The following is a 21,455-nucleotide window of genomic DNA, read 5'->3' as shown; positions in this document are numbered from 1 at the left end:
GACCTCAGAGGCCGCGGGCGCGGTCCCGCTCGGCGATCTTCGCGAGCCGCGCGTTGTACTGCTCGAGCTCCGCGTCGCCGGTGCGATCGGCGTGCCGATCCGCACGGCGCTGCGTGCGCTCGTCGCTGCGGCTCCACTGGATGGCGACGACCACGGCCGTGATGAGCGTGGGGATCTCGCCGATCGACCACGCGATGCCGCCGCCGGTGTACTGGTCGTCGAGGGGCGATGCGCCCCACGTGCGGCCGAGCGATCCGAACCACTCTGCGGCCATGAGCCCGGAGTGGCTCATGATCGAGATGCCGAAGAAGGCGTGCATCGCCATCGTCACGATGAGGATCACGAGCCGACCCGCGTACGGCAGTCGGTACGGAACCGGGTCGATGCCGACGAGGATCATCACGAACAGATACCCCGACAGCAGGAAGTGGACGATCATCCACTCGTGCCCCAGGTGGTCGTAGAGCGACCAGCGGAACAGGTCGGAGTAGTAGAACAGCCAGAGCGATCCGATGAAGATGCCCGCCGCGACGAGCGGGTGCGTGATCACGCGCGCGAAGGGGCTGTGGACGGCCCAGAGGATCCACTCGCGCCCGCCGCGGGTGCCGTCGTCGCGCTTGCGGATGGCCCGCGCGGCCAGGGTGACGGGGGCTCCCGGCACGAGAAGCAGCGGGATGGCCATGCTCAGCAGCATGTGGCCCAGCATGTGCATGCTGAAGAGGTAGTCGCCGTAAGCGGTGAGCGGCCCGCAGGTCACCCACACCAGGAGCAGCAGACCCACCACCCACAGGATCGTGCGATGGATCGGCCAGCTGTCGCCGCGGCGGCGCAGGCGCACCACGCCCGCGACGTAGAAGAAGATGCCGAACCCGGCCACGAAGACCCAGAGCAGGTCGATGTCCCATGCCGTGAACCAGCGGCCGATGGTGAGCTCGGGCGGCAGCGGCGCGTCGGTGAGGATCTCGGCCGGCGTCGTCTGCGGGGCCGCGAGCTCGCCCTCCGGCGGGGCGGTGCGGGCGAGGGCGGCGGCGGCTCCGCTGGCGATGCCCATGAAGACGAGCTCCACCGCGACCAGTCCCCAGAAGGCGCTCCGGCCATCCGACGCCTTCGCGAGAAGACGCCGCCGGTAGAGGGCGCCGAGCGCGCCCATCGCGACCAGCGCGACGATCTTCGCGGCGAGGATCGCGCCGTACGGGGTCAGCAGCTGATCCCACTGCCCGATGGAGGCGAGCGTGCGCGCGTAGCCCGACACGGCGACGACGATGAACGCCGCGAGTGCGAGCGACGAGTAGCGCAGCAGGAGCGCATGGAGGCGGTCCGCCGGCAGCGCGGGGCGGACCATCACGAGGAGGAGGAGCCCGCCCAGCCACACCGCGGCGCCGACGAGGTGCAGCAGGAGCGCGGTGACGGTCGCGTTGTGGTCGGCGAGGTCGCCGGAGTGACCCTGCGTCGCCATGGGCACGAGCGTCACGGCGGCCAGGACCGCCGTGAGCAGAGTGGGCGTCCATGAGCGGATGGCGAACGCCAGCACCGTGACGATGGCGGCGAGGACGGTGGTGAGGAGCCAGGCGCTGCCGAGCTCGGTGTCGACGAGGAAGCGGCCGAGTTGCGCGCCGAACTCCGCGCCGAGGCTCAGCTGCGGGTTGAATGACGACAGGAAGGTGAGGAAGCCGACCGTGCCGCTGGCGAGGGTCAGGACGGCCGCGCCGATCGACGCCATGTCGAGCGCGACGTCGAACTCCTTCTCCTGCGCGCGCAGGCCGAACAGCGCCAGGACGAGGGCGCCGAGCATGGCTGCGGCGGAGAGGTTCACGACGAGCTTCGCGACCGGGAGTCCCCAGCGGACGAAGGCGCCGGGGTCGGCGCTGAAGCGGGGGGCCGCACCGCCGCCGACGGCCAGGCCCACGATCACCGCGATGACGGCGGCGGCCATGAGGATGAGGGGCCCTGCGGCCCGCAGCGCGCGCGCGTTCACCCTTCAACCCTAGGCGCGCGGTGCTGGGTGCTTCCCCGACGCGGAGCAGGGAGCCCCATGTCTCACTCCGCGCGGCTAAACCCCGGCCTACCCCACAAGAAGTGAGACACCACCGAGCCCCATGTCTCACTCCGCGCGACTAAATCCCGGCCTATCCCACAAGAAGTGAGACACCACCGAGCCCCATGTCTCACTCCGCGCGGCTAAACCCCGGCCTATCCCACAAGAAGTGAGACACGGCCCGCCGGGCGGATGGCGGTGGCGCGAGACCGAGCCGAACGCCGAGAGGGGACCGCCCGGATGGACGGCCCCCTCTCACGGCAGGCGTCTTACTTGACGGCGGCCTTCAGCTTCGAGCCGGCGGTCACCTTGACGCGCTTGCCGGCGGGGATGGCGATCTCGTCGCCGGTCTGCGGGTTGCGGCCCGTGCGTGCGGCGGTGTCGACCTGCTCGAACGCGATCCAGCCGGGGATCGAGACCTTCGCGCCCTTGGCGACGGACTCGGAGACCGAGGTGAACAGGGCGTCGAGCACGCCGGAGACGGCGGACTGGCTCTGGCCCGTGGCGCTGGCGATGCTCGCGACGAGCTCGGTCTTGGTGATGGTCTTGTCGGCCATGTCATCCTCCAGCGGCGTGAGGACGCCGCGACGTTCATGTGGACCGGCGACGATTGCCTCCGGTGGTCTAGCGACCGTGTCGAATGTACCAACGACCCGCGTGATTCCGCGGATTCTCGGGCGGATGGGCCGGATCCCCGCGGCGTGTCGTGTGATCGGAGTGACGGATGGGGCGGATGTGACGGTTGCCGCGGCTCCGGCCCGTGCGCCACGCGGCGAAGCCCCGGGAGATGCGAAAGAGGGCGGAACTCCCGAAGGAGTCCCGCCCTCTTCTCGAAGCGAGTGCTTACCAGCTCGACTTGGTCACGCCAGGCAGCTCGCCCCGGTGCGCCATGTCGCGGAAGCGGACACGCGAGATGCCGAACTTCGTCAGCACGCCACGGGGGCGGCCGTCGATGACGTCGCGCGAACGCAGACGCACGGGCGACGCGTTGCGGGGCAGCTTCTGCAGGCCCACGCGCGCGGCCTCGCGGACCTCGTCCGACGCGTTCGGGTCGACGAGCTGCTTCTTCAGCTCGAGGCGCTTCGCCGCGTAGCGGTCGACGATCACCTTGCGCTGCTCGTTGCGAGCGATCTTGCTCTTCTTCGCCATGATTAACGCTCCTCGCGGAAGTCGACGTGCTTGCGCACGACCGGGTCGTACTTCTTCAGCACGAGGCGGTCGGGGTTGTTGCGGCGGTTCTTCTTGGTCACGTACGTGTAGCCCGTGCCCGCGGTCGAACGCAGCTTGATGATGGGACGGACGTCCTGAGCCTTCTTCGCCATTAGAGCTTCACACCCTTCGCGAGGAGGTCCTTCACGACCGATTCGATGCCACGGGCGTCGATGGTCTTGATGCCCTTGGCGGACACGTTCAGCGTGACCTTACGGCCCAGCGACGCGACGTAGTACGTCTTCTTCTGCACGTTCGGGTCGAAGCGACGCTTCGTCCGTCGGTGCGAGTGCGAGACATTGTGACCGAAGCCGGGAACGGCACCGGTCACCTGGCACACAGCAGCCATGGTTCACTCCTTCACTACCGTGGAGCCGGACGGCCCCACCCAAGATCTCTTGTCTGCGCGACCGTCATCCACCCGGAGACCGGGCTGTGTACGAATGGGGCCGCACGAACTGCACGCAGGAGTGCGCGCAGACAAACGACGAGCCTAGCACACCCGGGCGTGTCGGCCGAACCGGCTCAGGGGCGCAGCAGCACCTTGCCCGACCGGCCCGGCTGCGCGCTGGCTGCCGCGGCGTCCCGCGCATCGTCGAAGGAGAACACGGCCTCGACCGGCAGCTCGACCTCGCCCGAACCCGCGCGCTGGAGGAGCTCGCCCATGAGCGCGCGGCGCTTCTCCGGCGCCATGCTCGCGCTCACGCGGTTGCCCCAGAAACCGCGCACGGTGGCCTGCTTGAAGATGAGGTCCCCGGAGGAGAGCTCGAGCGACCCCGAGCCCATCGCGCCGAACGACACCAGCGTGCCGCCCTCGCCGAGCAGCGAGAGGAGGTCGTTCGCCGACGTGCCGCCCACCGAGTCGACGGCGGCCCTGGGCGTCGCACCGGCGAGGATGGCCTCCGCGCGCTCGCGCCATTCCTCGTCCTGCGTGGAGACGACATCGCGGATGCCGATGGCCGCGAGCTCGTCGACGCCCGCGTCACGCCGCACGAGACCCAGCACGCGCACGCCGCGTGCCTTCGCGAACTGCGCGACGAGGCGTCCGACGGCGCCGTTGGCGGTGTTCTGAGCGATCCAGTCGCCATCCTGCACCTCGAGGAAGTCCAGCAGGCTCAGGGCGCTGAACGGCATCGCCACGAGCTGCGCGGCGGTCTCGTCGGCGATCGCGTCCGGTACCGGGATCAGCCCGCCTGCGTCGGCGACGAAGGCCTCGGCCCAGACGCCGAAGGTCCCGCCTGTCACCACTCGCTGACCGACCGCGAGGGAGTCGACGCCCTCGCCGAGCGCGTCGACGACGCCGAGCGCCTCGGTGCCGGCGCGGGCGGGCAGCTCGGGCTTGAAGCCGTAGGTGCCGCGGATGGTCCACAGGTCGTGGTTGTGGATGGGTGAGAGCACGGTGCGCACGCGCACCTGCCCGGCGCCGGGCTCGGGGAGGGGAGCCTCGGTCACCTCGAGGACGTCGGTCGCCTCGCCGAAGGAGGAGTGGGTGAGTGCGCGCATGGTGGCACCTTTCTGCCGGGCGGGCGGATGGCCCGGATGGCTAGGACGTGAGGATGTCGGTGGTGAGGAGGGCGGATCGGAAGCGCTCGCCGTCGCGCGGAGGATCTCCTGCAGGCCCAGGCCGATGACGCCCTTGTCGCGCATGAGGTCCTCGCCGGCGCCGGTCGTCTAGAAGCGGTTCGAGCGCTCAGCATCCGCGGCGCCCCGCCCGAACCGGAAGGGCGAGACGGTGGGATCGCCGGGGATCCAGAACCGCCAGGGGAAGGCGCTCGAGCCGGCCATGCCCGCGACGCCGACGCGCGGACCCGCTTCGCAGGCCGGCGGGACGTCGAGGAGCCGCAGACGCGCGACTGCTCCCGCCTGCGGGGCGCCGCCGACGAGGTCGATGCCGTTGTGCACCGCATGACGCAGGCCGATCGCGTCGCCGAGGCGGCCGGGGCCGCGGGCGAGGTCGCGGTCGGTGCGCGCGACACCGCGCTCCTCCCGTCGACGTCGGGCGATGTCCGCCCCCCGCATGATCTCGCCTGCACGCAGCAGCACTCCGCCGGCGGTGCCCGCCGCGCCGCAGACGACATTGGCGCAGCTGTGGATCCCGTGGCTGAGGTAGACGTAGAGGTGCCCGGGCTCGCCCCACATCGCGGCGTTGCGGGCGGTCGGGCCCATCCGCGCATGCGATCCGGCGTCGGGGACGTCACCCGTGCCACGGCCGTGGTACGCCTCCACCTCGGTGATGCGCACCGTCACCTCGTCGCCGTCGACGACCGTGGTGAGCAGGCCCCCGAGGAGTCGCGGCGCGACCTCGACCGGCAGCGCGAGCAGCTCCTCGCGGCTCACGTCGTGGAAGTCGCTCATCCCATCGCCCCGTCCCACGGACCGACGTCGCACCAGCTGATGCCGAATCCGGAGAGCACGGAGACCTCCTCGCCCGTCGCGATCTCGACGATGTGCGTGCGCAGTTCGCCCGGCAACGGCTGCAGCGACTCACTGTCATACGGATTCGTCCGGAGATCCGGCGCCACGAGCGCCGCCGCATACCGGCCGCTCGGCGAGACGCACGTCTGCAGCAGGCCGTCGCTTCCCGTCGCCTCGAACAGGGGCGTCACACCGCCCTCGTCGTCGATGTGAGCCGCCCCCTGGGCCTCCGGCAGCTGGTCGTCGCCGAAGCGCACGTACTGCCGGAGGGTGCCTCCGCCCGGCACCGGAAGCACCCGTCCGAGCTGGCCGAGATCCTCATCCGGCGCGACGAGCGCCGTCTCCTCGCCCGTGGTGAGGTCGAGCTGAACGCCGCCGGCGGCGTCGAGGCGCTCGACGAACGCCGTGTACGTGCCGCGGCTCACCGCGTCGATCGCGAATGCCGTGCCGAGCGCGGTGGGTGCGGGCTCCGAGGCCGCAGGGTCGTAGACGATGAGGTCGCCGGCGAAGTCGACGAAGAGCAGCGCCGAGGCGTCGGGTACGAAGCGCCAGCTCGCGATGCTCGGCTGCTCGTCTCCGACGAGGAGCGGCTGCGGGTCGGCCTCCGGATCGCGGAGGTCCGCGGTGAAGAGCACGCTCGCGCGGCCCTCCGTCTCACTGAGCGCCAGGTCCGTGTAGGTGTAGCCGACGAGCTCGCCGCGCGTGGAGACCTGCAGGCCGGTGACAGTGCCCTCGCCCGGGAGAGCCATCTCACGCGCGTCCGTCCCGTCGCGGTCCGCGACATAGAGAGCCGACGCGTCGCCCTCGCGGACGGAGACGACGAGATGCTCTCCGGAGACGCGGAAGTCGTCGATCACGGGGGCGCTGTACACGGGCACGGCCTCGTCGCCCGACAGACCGCTGCGAAATACGGTGTCGTCGCCGTCGGGGTTCCGCTGCAGCAGGAAGATCTCGGCCGCGGGGGTCGTGAACGACGCCTCGAGCGTCGCCGCCGGGCCGCCGCCGATGCTCTCGGCGTCATCGATGGTCACGGTGTAGTCGGTGGCGTCGTCGAGGGGCACTGTGAACCGCACCCCGACCATCCGCCCCACCGCGTCGATCGTGAACGGCGTCTCCGGGGTGACGGTCACCTGCGCGGGGTCGATCTCCGACAGCGCCTGGTCTGCCGTGAGCACGAGGCGCGTGCCGGACGCCTCCACAGCGGCGTCCGGATCCACTTCGACGGAGGTCACGCGGGGTCCCTGCGTGAGGCTGACCGCGGCTCCGCCGGCGGCCAGGACCGCGAGGACGCCGATCACCGCGAGCAACGCGCCCGCGAAACGGCGGGAGTGGCGCCGAGGTGCGCGCTCGCGCCGGGGTCCATCAGTACTCATACGGGTCTTCCGGCGCGTCGATGGGCGTGATGGTGGTCGGCTCGACGGACAGCGCCCCTGCGGCGTCGGCTGTGATGGTCCCCTCGACCTCGATCCACTGCCCGACCTCGAGATCCGCCTCGTCCGCGCCGACTCCCGCCGCACCGGAGGCGACGGGGATCGAGGCTGGCTGCGCGTCGATGACGCAGTGCGTGATCACGAGCCGCCCCAGCCGCACGCCCGAGGTCTCGTCGTCGGGGGTGACGAAGCCGGTCAGCGTCACCTCCTGGCCCGTGTACGCGTCGGGGTTGGTGGCGGTGGCGAACACGGTCGCCCACTCGCCGATCCCGAAGGAGCCGGTGTCGCCGCTCGCGGCGAGGGTGACGGTGTCCGCGCCGCCGAAGAGCGGCGGTGTGCCGGTGTCGCGGTCCATCGCGAGGTCGACCGACAGCGATGCGGGCGGGAGGACGAGCGCGGCGACCGTGACCGCCGAGGCGATCACGCCGCCCGTCACGACCAGCGCGCCGCCCGCGAGACGGCGGGGCGCCCGCCGGCGCCCGCGCGTGGGGAGCGCGTGGCCGGCGGCGTCGTCGTGGTCGTGAGCCGCGCCGTGATCGTGGCCGTGGTCGTTCTCGGTGCCGAGGGGCAGCGTGCACGACCAGACCGCTCCCGCCAGCGCGAGCACGGCCATCCCGACCGCGAACCACGCCTGCGCGGGGTTGATGTAGAGCTGCAGGCGACCGGTGACGGCGAGGCCCAGCGTGACCACCGCGAGCACCGCCGCAAGGCCCACGCCCAGCCAGCGCGCTCCCGCCATCCGGGCCGTGGCCATCCGCTCGGTCGTCTCGTCAGGCAAGGAGGTTCACCCCGACTCCGATGACGAACGCCGACAGCAGGACGACGGCGACGATGCCCGCGAGCACACGACCGGTGAAGGTGGTGCGCATGAGCGCGAGCATCTTCACGTCGACGAGCGGGCCGACGAGGAGGAAGGCGACGAGCGAGCCCGAGGAGAACGTCGAGGCGAACGACAGCGCGAAGAACGAGTCGACGTTCGAGCAGATCGCCACCGTCATCGCCAGCAGCATCATCGCGACGATCGACAGCACCGGATTGGATCCGACGGCCACGAGCACGCTGCGCGGGATCAGCACCTGCACCGCCCCGGCGAGCGCGGAGCCGATGACGAGCGCCGGCATGACCGCGCGCAGCTCGACGACGAACTGCGCGAGGCTCCGCCGAGCCCGATCGCCCTGCTCGCCGGCGACGACCTCGCACGTCTCGCGGAAGCGGTCGGTGAGGATCCGCTCGGGATCGGGGTGGCGGCTGTAGAGCCAGCCGATGAGGTTCGCGACGAGGTAGCCGCCGAGCAGGCGGGCAACGAGGATGCCGCCGTCCCAGCCGAAGGCCTGGTGCGTGGTGAGGATGACGATCGGGTTCACGATCGGCGCGGCCACGAGGAAGGTCAGCGCGTCGGCCGGGGTCAGTCCGCGCATGAGGAGACCGCGCGCGAACGGCACATTCCCGCATTCGCATACAGGGATGAGCATGCCGAGCAGCGACAGCACGGCGCGCCGCGCCCACCCTCGCTGCGGCAGCACTCGCTCGATGACCCTCGCCGGCACCCACACCTGCACGGCGATGGACAGCAGCACGCCGAGCACGACGAACGGCAGCGACTCGATGAGCACGCTGAGCGCGAGGGTCAGGCCGTCCTGCGCACGGGTGGGGAGCGAGTCGGGGAAGAGCGCGGGTGCGAGGGCGTCGATGAGGAACAGCGCGACGACCGCTACGGCGCCCAGCGCGAGGCCGACCGCCATCCGGGGCGGTCGCTGCTGCGCGGTGCGCTCGCGGGCGGGGGCGGAGGTCACGCCGACGCGTCGTCCTTCGTCGCAGCGTGCGCGGAATCCTTCGCGGCGCACTCGGCGCAGACGCCGAAGATGTCGACCATGTGCTCGGCGTCGCGGAACCCGTGCTGCGCGGCCGTCTCCTGCGCCCAGCGCTCGACGGGCGGCGCCTCGATCTCGACGGCGCGGCCGCAGCGGCGGCAGATCAGGTGGTGGTGATGCCCCTGCGAGCAGGCGCGGTAGAGGGCCTCGCCGTCCGGGCTCTGCAGGGTGTCCGCCTCGCCCGTGGCGGTGAGTCCGGCGAGCGCGCGGTACACGGTGGCGAGGCCGATGCCGGTCTCCTCCGCGCGGAGGGAGGCATGCAGCGCCTGCGCGCTGACGAACCCCTCGGCGCCGCTGAGGGCATCGCGGACGCGCTCGCGCTGCCAGGTGTTCCGCTGAGCCATGTGTCGATTCTAGGCGGCGTGCCTATGCGGCGGCCGGGACCGGCCTGTCGACGTCCGCTTCCTCGACGCTCCGCAGCGCCCGGTCGCGCCGCCACGAGATGAGGCGGCAGACGCCCCAGATCGCGAACGAGATCGTCGTGATGTACGGGCTCACCGGGAGCGTGCCCGCGATGGCGAGGAGGATGCCCCCCACCGCGGAGACGAGGCCGAACAGCGCCGACAGCAGCGGCACCGCGAGCGGCCCGTGGCTGACGCGCATGGCGGCGGCCGCCGGCGTGACGAGCAGCGCCATGACGAGGAGCGCGCCGATGATGTGCACGGCCACGGCGACGATGAGCCCGAGGAGCAGCATGAACAGGATGCTCACGCCGCGGGTGGGGACGCCCCGCGCCTCCGCCGACTGCGGATCGAGCGAGTCGAACCGGAGCGGGTTCCAGATGAGGAGCAGCCCGAGGAACACGACCGAGCTGATGACGATGAGCCAGCCGAGGTCGGGGTTCGACACCGAGACGATCTGACCGGTCAGCAGGCTGAACCGGTTCGCGCTGCGGCCCTCGTAGAGCGACAGGAAGAGGATCCCGAGGCCCAGGCCGAAGGGCATGAGCACGCCGACGACGGAGTTGCGGTCGCGAGCACGCGACCCCAGCGCCCCGATGATCAGCGCCGCGGCGACCGCGCCGAGCAGGGACCCCACGACGACGCTGCCGCCGAAGAGGAGCGCCGCGGCGGCGCCGGCGAAGGAGAGCTCGCTCACGCCGTGCACGGCGAAGGCCATGTCGCGCTGCATGATGAAGACGCCGATCAGGCCGCCGACGATGCCGAGCGCGGCGGCGGCGATGACGGAGTTCGACACCAGCTGCAGCAGGGCGCCGTAGTCGTCAAACGAGAACACGTCGCTCCAGGCGAAGCCGGGCACCCTCATGCGCGCGCCTCCGCGTCGTCGTGGTGATCGTGGTCGTGGTGCTCGTGGGGATGGTGCGGCTCGGCGTCGGGGATCCCGACGACCACGAGTCGGCCGCCCGCGCGAAGCACCTCGACGGGGGCGCCGTACAGCTCGCTCAGCACCTCGGTGCGCAGCACCTCCGCGGGCGATCCGAATGTGAAGCGCCCGCCCGCGATGTAGAGGATGCGGTCGACGGATTCGAGGATCGGGTTCACGTCGTGCGTCACGAACAGCACCGCGGCGCCGTGCTCGCGCCGCTCTCGGTCGATGATCGCGGTCACCGCGCGCTGGTTGGCGAGGTCGAGGCTCGACAGCGGCTCATCGCACAGCAGCAGGCCGGGGGCGTCGGCGAGCGCCTGCCCGACCCGCAGCCGCTGCTGCTCGCCGCCGGAGAGGGACCCCACCGGGTCGTCGGCGTAGCGAGCGGCGCCGACCGCCTCGAGCAGCGCGTCCACGCGCGCGTGGTCGCCACGGCGCGGAATCGGGAAGCCGAAGCGCGCGCCGTTGACGCCGAGCGCGACGAGGTCGCGCGCGCGCAGGCTGGTCCCCGGCGTGAAGGGCCGCTGCTGCGGGATGTACCCGATGCGGCGGTTGCCCTTCCGCACCGGCTTCCCCTCGACGCGGATGGTGCCGGCGCTCAGTTCACGGAGACCTAGGATGGCGCGCAGCAGGGTCGTCTTGCCGGAGCCGCTGGGTCCCAGCACGGCGACGAACTCCCCGGGCTGGATGGCTAGGTCGAGTCCCGACCAGAGCTCGCGCCCGCGCAGACGCAGGGCCGCGCCGGAGATCTCGAGGACGGGTGCGGACATGCTCCTCACCCTATCCCCTACTGATAATCGTTCTCCGAGTTCGGGGCGAAGGTCGAGCGCCCTCACTCCGCTGACGTCAGCGCGTCCTGGAGCGCTGACACGTTCGACGCCATCCACGACACGTAGGTCTCGTCCTCGGGAAGCGTCTCCGCGTACTCCACCACGGGCACCCCCGCGCCCTCCGCGGTCTCGATGATGCGCGTGGTCTCGGCGCCGCCGGTCTGCGCGTTGGCGACGACCACGTCGACGTCGCCGCCCTCGATGGCCTCGGTGGCGGCGAGCAGGGTCGCGGGGGCGACGTCCTGGCCCTCCTCGACGGCCTCGGCGAATCCCTCGGTCGTCACGTCCTCGAGGCCGGCGGCCTCGGCGAGGTAGCCGCCAACCGGCTCCGTGAAGAACACGTGCGACCCCTGCGCCTCGTCCGCGACGGTCTGCAGCGACGCCTCGAGACCCTCGATGTCGGCGAGCAGCGCCTCCTCGTTGGCGGCGATGTCGTCGGCCGCGTCGGGGAGCAGCTCCTCGAGCTCGCCGGCGAGGCTCTCGACGAAGTGCGCGACCGTGTGCGGGTCGTACCAGACGTGCTCGTTGAAGCCCTCGATGTGATCGTGACCCTCGTGCGCGTCCGCCGACTCCTCGTGGTCGTGCTCGGCGTCGTCGCCCTCCTCGTGCCCTTCGTTCCCCGGGTACGCGTGGGAGAACTCGACGACGGTGAGCACGTGCTCGGTGCCGGCGGCCTCGACGAGCTCCTCCATGAAGTGGTCGTAGCCGCCGCCGTTGAGGATGGCCAGATCGGCGCCGTCCACGGCGAGCTGATCGCGGGCGGTCGCCTCGTAGGAGTGCGGGTCCTGGGTGGGCGAGTCGACGATCGCGCTCACGGCGGCCGCATCGCCGACCAGCTGCTCCGCGAGCGACGCGTAGACGCTCGTCGACGCGACGACGGTGACGCCGGCGTCCTCGCCCGAATCGCCCTCGCCCGCAGCGCCGCCCCCCGAGGCGCACCCCGCGAGCGCGAGGGCGGGGACGGCGAGGACGGCAGGAAGGAGCAGGCGGCGTGCGGTCATGACACCACCATATCTTGAATGAGAATCATTCTCGAATCGCGGAGGCGACCGCGGGCGACGAAGCGGGGCCCGGCGTCACCGGGCCCCGCTATGAGGTGGGGTGCGTCAGGCGAGCTCGGCGCGCAGAGCCGCAGCTGCCGCGCCGACGTCCGGGGCGCCGTAGATGGCACCCCCGACGACTGCGACGCGCGCGCCGGACTCGGCCACCGCGCCGATGGTGCTGACGTTCACGCCGCCTGCGACCGAGAAGGGCACGCCGGATGCCTTGCCGTCTTCGAGGAGCGTCGCGAAGGTGAAGCCCTCCTCCGCCTGCTCGTCGAGGCCCGCATGCATCTCGACGAACTCGGCGCCGAGTGCGACGACCTCCTTCGCGCGCGCCGGCTTGTCGGCGACGCCGATGAGGTCGACGACGACGCCCTTGCCGTGCTTCTTCGCGGCCGTGACGGCGCCCGCGATCGTGCTGTCGCCCGCCGTGCCGAGCACGGTGACGAGGTCGGCGCCCGCGGCGAAGGCGATGTCGGCCTCCAGCTCGCCGGCGTCCATCGTCTTGAGGTCGGCGAACACGATCTTGTCGGGGTGCGCCTCCTTCACGGCGGTGATGGCGGAGAGGCCGACGCTCTTGATGAGCGGGGTTCCGAGCTCGAGGATGTCGACGTGCGGCGCGGCGGCCGCGGCCAAGTCGAGAGCGGCCTCGGTGGTCAGGGTGTCCATGGCGAACTGCAGCTTCATCGTGTTCCTTCGGTGTTCATCGGTGGACGCGGCTCGGCGGAGCCGCGGACGTCATTCGAGATTCGCGTGGCGCGGCCAGATCTCGTCGGCCGTCGCGCCGGATCGCTGCCAGAGCGCGTGGAAGAGCGCATCGCCCAGCAGCACGACCGACTGCTCGAACAGGCTGCCCGCATACTGCGCGGAGGCGACGCCCGAGCGGTCGAGCTTCTCGGCCGCCGGCACGACGATCACGGCCTGAGCGAGGTCGGCGAGCGGCGAAGCGGCCGCCGTGGTGATCGCGGCGACCCGCGCGCCGACGGAGACCGCGGTCTGCGCGGCGCGGACGACGCCGCCGGTCGTCCCCGACCCGCTCGCGGTGAGCAGCAGGTCGCCGGGGCGGATGGCCGGGGCCGTCGTCTCCCCCACGACATGGACGTCGAGGCCGAGGTGCATCAGGCGCATGGCGACCATCCGCAGCGCGAGGCCGGAGCGGCCCGCCCCGTGCACGAACACGCGCTCCGCATCGGCGACGGCGCCGAGAAACGCCTCGAGCTCCTCGGCCGGGGCCTCGGACAGGCCGCCCAGGACGCCGTGCACCTCGTCGCGGATGCGGCGGATGGCCGGGCCCAGCGCGTCTGCTGTCGTCATGCTCTCCATCGTGCGCGGCTGCGCACGTCGTCGCGGCCCGCCGGTCGGGTGGTCCGCCTACCCGAAGGAGTAGGCGGGGAGCAGACGTATAGTCGCGGGGGTGACCGACCTCCTCCCCGACTCCGTCTCGCCGGCGTCGCGTCAGCGCCTGCTCGAGCAGGCCCGCGCGATCGCCGAGCAGTCCGACCGCCATGCCGTCACCCTCGAGTCGATCCTGGCCATCCTGCGCTCGTCGCGTCTCGACGACCGGGCGGCGCGCACGGCCGCGATCGACGTGGCCACCACCGCGCTCGTGCAGCTGCGGACGGCGGGCGACGAGCGGCAGGAGGCGCTGTTCGAGCCGGTGACCGGGGCCTTCGCGCGGGTGCGCGACGATCTCCGTCCGCTGGTGCGGCACAGCGATCTCGAGGTGCAGTTCGTCGAGCCGCCCGCCACCGGTCGCGCGCTGCCCGGCGACGTGGCTCATGCCGCGCGGGCGATCGTGCGCCGGGCCGTGCTGACCCTGGTCGATCAGGAGGACACCCGGCGCGTGCGGATCCAATGGGACTGCGATGGCCTCAACCTGCTCATCGCGATCCGCGACGACGGGCAGGGCACGCTGAGCGCCCACGATGACTCGCTGCGGCCGATGGTCGAGCGCGTGGCGGCGCTCGACGGGACCCTCTCGGTGTCGTCGACGCCGGGCTGGGGCTCCGAGCTCGCGGTGCGGCTGCCGCTCGACCCGCCGCCCCTCCCCGAGCCGCTGGATCAGGCGGTGCCGCTCAGCGCCCGCGAGCGGGAGGTGCTGAAGCTCGTCGCGGCGGGCGGCCGGAACCGGGCGATCGCGCGCGAGCTCGGCATCAGCGAGAACACCGTGAAGTTCCACGTCTCCAACCTCCTGAAGAAGGCCGGAGTCGACTCGCGGGCCGAACTCGCGGTCCTCGCCAAGGGCTGAGGCGGGGGCCCGCCGGCAGATCAGTCGAGCAGGAGCGCGGGCTCCTCGAGCACCGACGCGATGTCGGCGATGAAGCGGCTGATCTTGTCGCCGTCGATGATCCGGTGGTCGAATGACCCGGAGACGGTCGTCACCCAGCGCGGCCGCACCTCGCCATCCACCACCCACGGCTTCTGGCGGATGGCGCCCATCGCGATGATGCCGGCCTCTCCCGGATTGATGATCGGGGTGCCGGCATCCATCCCGAACACGCCGATGTTCGTGATCGTGATCGTGCCGGCGCGCTGGTCCTCGGGCGTCGTCTTGCCGTCGCGCGCGGTCACCGTGAGGTTCTCGAGCGCGCGGGCGAGGTCGCGCATGGAGAGGTCTTGCGCGTCTTTGATATTGGGGACGAGCAGCCCGCGGGGCGTCGCCGCCGCGATGCCGAGGTTGACGTAGTGCCGCACGTGGATCTTCGCGCCGTCCTCCTCCTCGACCCAGGCGGCGTTGATCATCGGCGTGCGGCGCACAGCCCAGATGACCGCGCGCGCCATGATGAGCAGCGGCGAGACCTTGACGTCGGCGAAATCGGGCGACGCCTTCAGCCGCTTGACGTACTCCATGGTCCGCGTGGCGTCGACGTCGGTCCAGACCGAGACGTGCGGGGCCGTGTAGGCGGAGCCGACCATCGCATTCGCGGTGGCCTTCCGCACGCCCTTCACGGGGATGGACTCCACGCGTGCGGGGTCCATCTCCCACAGGGCGTCGACCGCGGGAGCGGCCTCGGCGACGGGGATCTTCTCCTCGCGCACGGCCGGCCACTCGGGCGTCGAGACGTTGCGGAACACCGATGCCTGCTCCGCGTGCCGCACGACGTCGTCGCGGGTGACCTCGCCCGCGCTCCCCGTCGCGCGCACGTCGGCGAGCTCGACGCCGAGGTCCCGGGCGAGCTTGCGCACCGGCGGCTTCGCGAGGACGCCGCCGGGCTTGCCGCCCGCGGGCTCCGGGCGCTTGCGCCGACGGCGGGTGGCGGCGTCGCCGCCGGACCCGTAGCCCACGAGGACCGATCCGCTGCGCTCGGGCTCCGCCGGCTTGGCGGTGGCCTGCGCGGCGGGGGCGGATGGGGCTTCCGACGCCGCCTTCGGCTCGCCGGCGGGCTCCGTCTGGCCGGGCTGCGACACCGGCGCCGGCGCGTCGTCGGCGATGGTGATGATCGCCGTGCCGACATCCACCGTCTCGCCCTCGGTCACGAGGAGCTCGCCGACGACGCCCGCGTACGGCGACGGCAGCTCGACGACCGACTTCGCGGTCTCGATGTCGGCGACGACGTCGTTCACGGCGAGGGCGTCGCCGGGCTTCACGCGCCAGGCGACGAGCTCGGCCTCGGTGAGGCCCTCGCCGACGTCGGGGAGGTGGAAGGTCTGCATCGGTCGATCCTCTCAGTACGCGAGCGCGCGGTCGACGGCCTCGAGGACGCGGTCGGCGTCGGGGAGGTAGGCGCCCTCGAGCTTCGCGGGCGGGAAGGGCACGTCGAAGCCGGAGACCCGCAGCACGGGCGCCTCGAGCGAGTAGAAGGCGCGCTCGGCCACGGTCGCCGCGATCTCGCTGCCGACGCTCGTCGATCCGGGCGCCTCCTGGGCGTAGACCATCCGGCCCGTCGAGCGGACGGAGTCGAGGATCGGCCCGTAGTCGATAGGCGAGAGCGAGCGCACGTCGACGACCTCGCAGCTCACGCCCTCGGCCTCGGCGAGCGCCGCGGCCTGCAGCAGCGTCGTGACCATGGCGCCGTGGCCGACGAGCGTCACGTCGGAGCCGCGCCGGACGACGCGGCTGGCATGGAGCGGCGCGGACCGCGTCTCGCGGTCGAGCTCGCCCTTCGCCCAGTAGCGGCTCTTCGGCTCGAGGAAGATCACCGGGTCGTTCGACCGGATGGCATCCTGGATCATCCAGTACGCGTCACCCGGCGTCGAGGGGCTCACCACGCGGAGGCCGGCCGTGTGCGTGAAGTACGCCTCGGGGCTCTCCTGGTGGTGCTCGATCGCGCCGATGTGCCCGCCGTAGGGGATGCGGATGACGACGGGCAGCGAGAGCGCGCCCTCGTGGCGGTTCGTCAGCTTGGCGAGCTGCGTGGTGATCTGGTCGAAGGCCGGGAAGACGAAGCCGTCGAACTGGATCTCGACAACGGGCCGGAACCCGTTCATCGCGAGCCCGATCGCGGTGCCGACGATGCCCGACTCCGCCAGCGGGGTGTCGAGCACGCGCTGCTCGCCGAACTCGGCCAGCAGGCCCTCCGTGATGCGGAAGACGCCGCCGAGGCGGCCGATGTCCTCGCCCATCATCAGCACGCGGGGGTCGTCGGTCATCGCCTGGCGGAGGCCCGCGTTCAGCGCCTTCGCGAAGGTGGAGGTCTCGAGAGTCATGCCGTGCCCTCCTCGAACGAGGCCTCGTAGTCGGCGAGCCAGCGGCGCTGCTCGTCCATCATCGGGTGCGGATCCGCGTAGACGTGCGCGAACATGCCGTCCGACGTGGGCACGGGGAGCTCGACCGTGCGCTTGCGGACGTCGGCGGCGACATCCGCCCCCTCCGCGTCGACGTCCGCGAAGAACTCCTCCGAGGCGCCCCGCGCGGTGAGGTACGCGCGCATCCGGGCGATCGGGTCGCGCTGCGCCCAGAGCTCCTCCTCGTCCTTCGTGCGGTACTTCGTCGGGTCGTCGCTCGTCGTATGCGCACCGCGTCGATACGTGACGGCCTCGATGGCCTGCGGGCCTCGGCCATCCCGCGACTCGTCCATCGCGAGGCGCGTGACGGCGTAGCTCGCGAGCACGTCGTTGCCGTCGATCCGGACGGAATCGATGCCGTAACCGGCGGCGCGCGCCGCGAAGGACGCGCTCGCCTGCGTGGCGACGGGGACCGAGATGGCCCACTGGTTGTTCTGCAGGAAGAAGACCGTGGGGCTCCGGTAGGAGGCCGCGAACACCATCGCCTCGTGCACGTCGCCCTCACTGGAGGCACCGTCGCCGTAGTAGACGATGACGGCCTCGTCCTTCTCGGGGTCGCCCGACCCGGTCTTGCCGTCGAAGGCGAGACCCATGCCGAAGCCGGTCGCGTGCAGGGTCTGCGACGCGAGCACGAGGGTGTAGATGTGCGTGTTGCCGTTGCGCGGGTCGGTGGGATCCCAGCCGCCGTGGCTGAGGCCTCGCATCACGCGGATGATGTCGATGGAGTCCACCCCGCGGATACGCGTCACGGCGTGCTCGCGGTACGACGGGAAGATGTGATCCTGCGGGCGGGCGGCACGCGCCGAGCCGACCTGGGCGGCCTCCTGCCCGAAGGACGGCGGCCACAGCGCAAGCTGACCCTGCCGCTGCAGCAGCGTCGCCTGCTGGTCGAAGGCGCGCGTCACCGCCATATCGCGGTAGAGCTGCTCGAGCTCGGCGTCGCCGAGGGCCTCGATGAGGGGCAGGTACCGCTCGGCCGCCGGGGACGGCGCGAACGTGCCGTCCGGTGCGAGGACGCGCACCGTCGCCGGGTCGGTCAGGAAGTCGGGCGAAGTCACCACTCCACGCTAATCGCGTCGGCGTCCGAGCGGCGGGGAACACGGCGGACAACGGATCGCGGATTTCATGGTCCGGACCCCACAGTCGTATGCGCGCGGGCGGATGGACGGGGGTCGGCGGTCGCGCCGGACGGGTTCCCGGCCGCGAGACGATGTCGTCTCGCCGCCGGGACACGATGGGGCGGTTCCCTGGCCGCCAGGCGATGTCGTCTCGCCGCCGGGACACGATAATCTCCAGTCTTCCGTGTCGCGTCGATGAGACGACATCGTCTGGCGGGGGGGCGGATGGCCCGAGCCCGCGCGCCGAGGGACGTCGCGTCAGGCGGGAGAGGCGACGGCCGCCGCCACCTCGAGGATGCGCGCAATGGCCTCGGGCTCGCCCACCGAGATGCGGATGCCCTCGGGGAACGGGCGGACGATGATCCCCGCCTCCTCGAAGGCGTCGGCCGTCGTCTGGCCCGCGCCGTCCAGCCAGACGAAGTTCCCCTGGGCGTCGGGCACGCGCCATCCGAGTTCGCGCAGCGCGGCGGCGAGCGTGTCGCGCTGGGCGGCGATCTCCGCCACGCGCTCCGCCAGCTCGGGAGCGTGGTCGAGGCTCGCCAGCGCAGCGACCTCCGCATGCGCGGTCACCGAGAGCGGGATGGCCGTGCTGCGGGCCGCGTCGAGCACGCGCGGGTGCCCGATCCCGTACCCCACGCGCAGAGCGGCCAGCCCGTAGGCCTTGGAGAAGGTGCGCAGCACGACCACGTTCGGGTGCGCTTCGAAGACCCGCTCGCGCAGACCGTCCACGGCGCCGGAGGCGAACTCGACGTACGCCTCGTCGAGGAGGACCAGCACGTCGGCGGGCACCCGCGCGAGGAACGCGTGGAACTCCTCCGACGTGATGACCGGACCGGTGGGGTTGTTCGGCGTGCAGAGGAGGATCACGCGCGTGCGCTCGGTCACCGCCGCGGCCATCGCGTCGAGATCGTGTCGGCCGTCGGGCAGGAGCGGCACCTGCACGTTCTCCGCCCCCGCGACGAGCACGAGTCCGGGGTACGCCTCGAACGAGCGCCACGCGTACACGACCTCGTCGCCCGCGCCCGCCGCGGCCTGGATGAACGCGGCGAGGAGCGACACGCTGCCGGCGCCGACGATCACGGCGTCGGCGCTCACGCCGTAGCGCTCGCCGAGTCGCTCGCGCAGGCGCGCGGCGGTCGCGTCGGGGTACCGGTTCAGCTCGCCGGCCGCCTGCACGGCCTCGACGACCCCGGGAAGCGGGGGGAAGGGGTTCTCGTTGCTCGAGACCTTGAACCCGCCCGCACCGGCGGCCTTGCCCTGTCGATACGGCGGGAGGGCCGCGATCTCGGGGCGGATGCGCGGAAGGACGGGTTCGGGAGCGCTCACGGGACGAGTCTAGGACGGGCGATCTCGTGCCCTTTCCGGGCGAGGGTGCGAGACTGCCCGCATGCGCTTCCTCGTCCGCGTCGTCGTGAACGCGTTCGCGATCTGGGTCGTGAGCCTCATCTCCGCACTGCAGGTGACCATCACGCCGTTCGCCCCGGGCGGCGACCTGCAGGTCGTGCTGACGCTGCTGGCCGTCGCCGCCGTGTTCGCGGTCGTCAACGCCATCGTGGGCACCGCCATCCGGATCGTGGCCTTCCCCCTGTTCGTGCTGACGCTGGGGCTCGCCTCGCTCCTCCTCAACGGCATCCTGCTGTGGGTGACGTCGTGGGTGACGGGCTTCTGGGACTGGGGGCTGGAGCTCGGGGGCTTCTGGTCGGCAGTGCTCGCCGGCATCCTCATCAGCATCATCAACTGGGTGTTCGGAATCGTCCTGCGGCCCCAGCGCAGGAAGCGCCGCTGAACCGTCCTCAGAAGACACCGCCGCCCCTGCGGTCAGCGCGCTCGAGCGACTTCTCCGGCCGGAAGTCGAAGACCTCCACCGCGGACGCGTCCTGCAGCACGGCGAGGCGCTCCCGGATGCCGGCCACGCGCGGATCGCCGGACCCCTCGAACGTGCGCAGCGTCTCCTGGTACGCGGGCAGGCGGTGCGCGGGGATGACGAGGTCGCGCGGCGTGCTCATCGGGTGGAACGTGCCCTGCACGAGCACGCTCTCGTCCGACCCCAGCGAGTGGGGCGCCGCGCCGCCGACGAGGAGGGGCACCGGGTCGTCGTCGTGCCGCACGGTGACGACGAGGGTGCGGGGCCGCGCCTCCACCTCGGCGGGCGCCCCGAGGGTGACCAGGGTGCGCACGTCGTAGCGCCCTTCGGCGGCCAGCCAGCCGACGATCATGCCGCCCTGCGAGAACCCCACCGCGTGCAGCACGTCGCCGGGAGCCGCGCCCGCCTCGCGCAGCGCGAGCTCGACGGCCTCCGATGCCTGCGAGCGGCGGCCGCTGTACAGCCTGAGGTTCGACTCCCAGTCCAGCACCGTCGTGCCGCCGCCCTGCGTGCCCGCGACGTATACGGCGAACTCGCGCCGGCCATCCGCCATCGTGTACCGCTCGACGCGGATCGTCGCCTCGGCGCCGTCGGGCACCCGGTCCCCGAGGTCGCTCAGCGAGTCGGGCGAGCGCCCCGGCCCTCCCCGCACGCCGGGATGCAGCTCGGGCCGGTGCGCGCGGCCGCGCAGGTGCGCACCCTCGCGGATGCGCCCGGTGCCCGCGCGGCGCAGCCCCTCGACGAGGAAGGGCACGGGCGCGAGCATGAGCGGCGAGGACAGGCCGAACATCGCCAGCAGCCGCCCCGGCCCGCCCTGCAGCTGGCGCGCGAACTCGTCGCCGTGCTCGTCGCGCCACTCCGCGAGCAGGCGCTCGGCCTCGGCCCCGGCGCCCGGGCTCCGCTCCTCCAGCTGCCCGGCGCGCAGCCGCAGCATCTCGACGAGCGCGTCGTCCTGCTCGTCCATGAGCGCTCGAGCTCGCAGCTCGACCAGCTCGTACGCGTCGGCGGTGAAGCGCATCGCCCGCGCGAGGTCCGCCGCGCCCGACGCGTGAGCGGTGACGAGCACGGCGCACGCATACATCCCGTCGAGACCGACGACCGCGTCGCCCAGCTCGTGCGCGACCCGCCGGATGTCGCCGGCCAGGCCCTCGAGGCGCGCCGCGTCGCCATCGGCCACGGCCGCCAGCCGACGCAGCTCGCCCGGGTCGACCGCGACCGCGCCGCCCGATCCGACCTCCATCACGCCACCGGGAACATCATCGTGGCGGCCAGCGCGGGCAGCGCGCGGCCCTCCGCCTCGCAGCGGAACGCCGCCGCGTACAGCGCGGCCGCGAGCTCCCGCGCCGTCGCGCGGAACCGCTCCGCCGCCGCCGAGCGCCAGCTCGTCAGCAGCGCGAGCGCCTCGGCGGCGGCCGCCACCTCGCGCAGCTCGGCGACCACCTCGTCCATCCCGCGCTGGGCGAGATCGATCCGCTCGCGCAGCTCCTCCTCCGTCACCATGTCTCCACGGTCGTCCTCCTCGGGCGGGCGCCGGATGGCCGGGGCCGGGTTGGGGAGGGAGGTGCGGCGCGTCCGGGCGCTGTGGAGGA

24 protein-coding genes are annotated in these 21,455 nt (G+C 72.2%); 2 read left to right on the top strand and 22 right to left on the bottom strand.

The window, feature by feature from the left end:
* Positions 1–4: 4 nt before the first annotated feature.
* From QWJ90_RS10470 to hxlB, 16 genes are all read right to left on the bottom strand, one after another.
* Complete coding sequence (locus QWJ90_RS10470; protein WP_290107757.1) at positions 5–1,975, bottom strand: cytochrome c oxidase assembly protein; 1,971 nt, start codon at positions 1,973–1,975, stop codon at positions 5–7.
* A gap of 329 nt (positions 1,976–2,304) precedes the next feature.
* Positions 2,305–2,592: an HU family DNA-binding protein gene (locus QWJ90_RS10465; protein WP_156242460.1), complete on the bottom strand. Its 288-nt coding sequence runs from the start codon at positions 2,590–2,592 to the stop codon at positions 2,305–2,307.
* Between the two features lie 286 nt (positions 2,593–2,878).
* Positions 2,879–3,184 (bottom strand): 30S ribosomal protein S14, encoded by a 306-nt coding sequence (rpsN, locus tag QWJ90_RS10460; protein WP_156242461.1) that lies wholly within the window; start codon positions 3,182–3,184, stop codon positions 2,879–2,881.
* A gap of 2 nt (positions 3,185–3,186) precedes the next feature.
* A complete protein-coding gene (rpmG, locus tag QWJ90_RS10455) occupies positions 3,187–3,357 on the bottom strand; it encodes a 50S ribosomal protein L33 (protein WP_155049151.1) in 171 nt (56 codons plus the stop codon).
* Positions 3,357–3,593, bottom strand: coding sequence for a 50S ribosomal protein L28 (gene rpmB / locus QWJ90_RS10450; protein WP_156242462.1), 237 nt, complete (start codon positions 3,591–3,593; stop codon positions 3,357–3,359). Before rpmB ends, rpmG begins: the two co-directional genes overlap by 1 nt.
* A 176-nt stretch (positions 3,594–3,769) precedes the next feature.
* Complete coding sequence (locus QWJ90_RS10445) at positions 3,770–4,747, bottom strand: zinc-binding dehydrogenase (protein WP_290107753.1); 978 nt, start codon at positions 4,745–4,747, stop codon at positions 3,770–3,772.
* A gap of 168 nt (positions 4,748–4,915) precedes the next feature.
* The gene (locus QWJ90_RS10440) at positions 4,916–5,599 is read right to left on the bottom strand and encodes a DNA-3-methyladenine glycosylase (protein WP_290107751.1); all 684 of its coding nucleotides are present in this window, start codon (positions 5,597–5,599) and stop codon (positions 4,916–4,918) included.
* Positions 5,596–6,891, bottom strand: coding sequence for an Ig-like domain-containing protein (locus tag QWJ90_RS10435; protein ID WP_290107750.1), 1,296 nt, complete (start codon positions 6,889–6,891; stop codon positions 5,596–5,598). Before QWJ90_RS10435 ends, QWJ90_RS10440 begins: the two co-directional genes overlap by 4 nt.
* 130 nt (positions 6,892–7,021) lie before the next feature.
* Entirely contained in the window at positions 7,022–7,843 is an 822-nt protein-coding gene (locus QWJ90_RS10430; RefSeq protein ID WP_436836700.1) for a TIGR03943 family putative permease subunit, read from the bottom strand.
* A gap of 16 nt (positions 7,844–7,859) precedes the next feature.
* On the bottom strand, positions 7,860–8,831 hold the full coding sequence (locus tag QWJ90_RS10425) for a permease (RefSeq protein WP_290107873.1): 972 nt from the start codon (positions 8,829–8,831) through the stop codon (positions 7,860–7,862).
* A gap of 47 nt (positions 8,832–8,878) precedes the next feature.
* The gene (locus tag QWJ90_RS10420) at positions 8,879–9,304 is read right to left on the bottom strand and encodes a Fur family transcriptional regulator (RefSeq protein ID WP_290107749.1); all 426 of its coding nucleotides are present in this window, start codon (positions 9,302–9,304) and stop codon (positions 8,879–8,881) included.
* A gap of 22 nt (positions 9,305–9,326) precedes the next feature.
* Entirely contained in the window at positions 9,327–10,226 is a 900-nt protein-coding gene (locus QWJ90_RS10415; protein WP_290107748.1) for a metal ABC transporter permease, read from the bottom strand.
* Positions 10,223–11,056, bottom strand: a complete 834-nt coding sequence (locus tag QWJ90_RS10410; protein WP_290107747.1) for a metal ABC transporter ATP-binding protein — start codon at positions 11,054–11,056, stop codon at positions 10,223–10,225. Before QWJ90_RS10410 ends, QWJ90_RS10415 begins: the two co-directional genes overlap by 4 nt.
* Before the next feature lie 62 nt (positions 11,057–11,118).
* On the bottom strand, positions 11,119–12,117 hold the full coding sequence (locus tag QWJ90_RS10405) for a metal ABC transporter solute-binding protein, Zn/Mn family (RefSeq protein WP_290107746.1): 999 nt from the start codon (positions 12,115–12,117) through the stop codon (positions 11,119–11,121).
* Positions 12,118–12,222: 105 nt separating this feature from the next.
* Complete coding sequence (hxlA, locus tag QWJ90_RS10400) at positions 12,223–12,846, bottom strand: 3-hexulose-6-phosphate synthase (RefSeq protein ID WP_290107745.1); 624 nt, start codon at positions 12,844–12,846, stop codon at positions 12,223–12,225.
* A gap of 51 nt (positions 12,847–12,897) precedes the next feature.
* Positions 12,898–13,473, bottom strand: a complete 576-nt coding sequence (gene hxlB / locus QWJ90_RS10395; protein ID WP_290107744.1) for a 6-phospho-3-hexuloisomerase — start codon at positions 13,471–13,473, stop codon at positions 12,898–12,900.
* Positions 13,474–13,573: 100 nt separating this feature from the next.
* Between hxlB and QWJ90_RS10390 the strand changes: the two genes are divergently transcribed.
* Positions 13,574–14,407: a helix-turn-helix transcriptional regulator gene (locus tag QWJ90_RS10390; RefSeq protein ID WP_290107742.1), complete on the top strand. Its 834-nt coding sequence runs from the start codon at positions 13,574–13,576 to the stop codon at positions 14,405–14,407.
* Positions 14,408–14,427: 20 nt separating this feature from the next.
* Here QWJ90_RS10390 and QWJ90_RS10385 read toward each other — a convergent pair whose 3' ends face one another.
* The 4 genes from QWJ90_RS10385 to QWJ90_RS10370 all read right to left on the bottom strand — a co-directional run bounded on the left by QWJ90_RS10385 (position 14,428) and on the right by QWJ90_RS10370 (position 19,328).
* Positions 14,428–15,813, bottom strand: a complete 1,386-nt coding sequence (locus QWJ90_RS10385) for a dihydrolipoamide acetyltransferase family protein (RefSeq protein ID WP_290107741.1) — start codon at positions 15,811–15,813, stop codon at positions 14,428–14,430.
* Positions 15,814–15,825: 12 nt separating this feature from the next.
* Complete coding sequence (locus tag QWJ90_RS10380) at positions 15,826–16,806, bottom strand: alpha-ketoacid dehydrogenase subunit beta (RefSeq protein ID WP_290107740.1); 981 nt, start codon at positions 16,804–16,806, stop codon at positions 15,826–15,828.
* Positions 16,803–17,942, bottom strand: coding sequence for a thiamine pyrophosphate-dependent enzyme (locus tag QWJ90_RS10375; RefSeq protein ID WP_290107738.1), 1,140 nt, complete (start codon positions 17,940–17,942; stop codon positions 16,803–16,805). Before QWJ90_RS10375 ends, QWJ90_RS10380 begins: the two co-directional genes overlap by 4 nt.
* A gap of 318 nt (positions 17,943–18,260) precedes the next feature.
* On the bottom strand, positions 18,261–19,328 hold the full coding sequence (locus tag QWJ90_RS10370) for a histidinol-phosphate transaminase (RefSeq protein WP_290107737.1): 1,068 nt from the start codon (positions 19,326–19,328) through the stop codon (positions 18,261–18,263).
* A 61-nt stretch (positions 19,329–19,389) separates the two neighbouring features.
* Here QWJ90_RS10370 and QWJ90_RS10365 point away from each other — a divergent pair, with 61 nt between their 5' ends.
* The gene (locus QWJ90_RS10365) at positions 19,390–19,788 is read left to right on the top strand and encodes a phage holin family protein (protein WP_290107736.1); all 399 of its coding nucleotides are present in this window, start codon (positions 19,390–19,392) and stop codon (positions 19,786–19,788) included.
* A gap of 7 nt (positions 19,789–19,795) precedes the next feature.
* Here the strand turns inward: QWJ90_RS10365 and QWJ90_RS10360 are convergent, their stop codons facing one another.
* Both QWJ90_RS10360 and QWJ90_RS10355 read right to left on the bottom strand, forming a co-directional pair.
* A complete protein-coding gene (locus QWJ90_RS10360; RefSeq protein WP_290107735.1) occupies positions 19,796–21,106 on the bottom strand; it encodes a hypothetical protein in 1,311 nt (436 codons plus the stop codon).
* Complete coding sequence (locus QWJ90_RS10355; protein WP_290107734.1) at positions 21,106–21,366, bottom strand: hypothetical protein; 261 nt, start codon at positions 21,364–21,366, stop codon at positions 21,106–21,108. The genes QWJ90_RS10360 and QWJ90_RS10355 overlap by 1 nt, the downstream gene beginning before the upstream one ends.
* Between the last annotated feature and the right edge of the window lie 89 nt (positions 21,367–21,455).

It is taken from the genome of Microbacterium oryzae (assembly GCF_030406385.1).
GTDB lineage: Bacteria > Actinomycetota > Actinomycetes > Actinomycetales > Microbacteriaceae > Microbacterium > Microbacterium oryzae_A.
The sequence above is the reverse complement of the archived record's forward strand: the minus strand, read 5'-3'. Positions and strand labels throughout refer to the sequence as shown.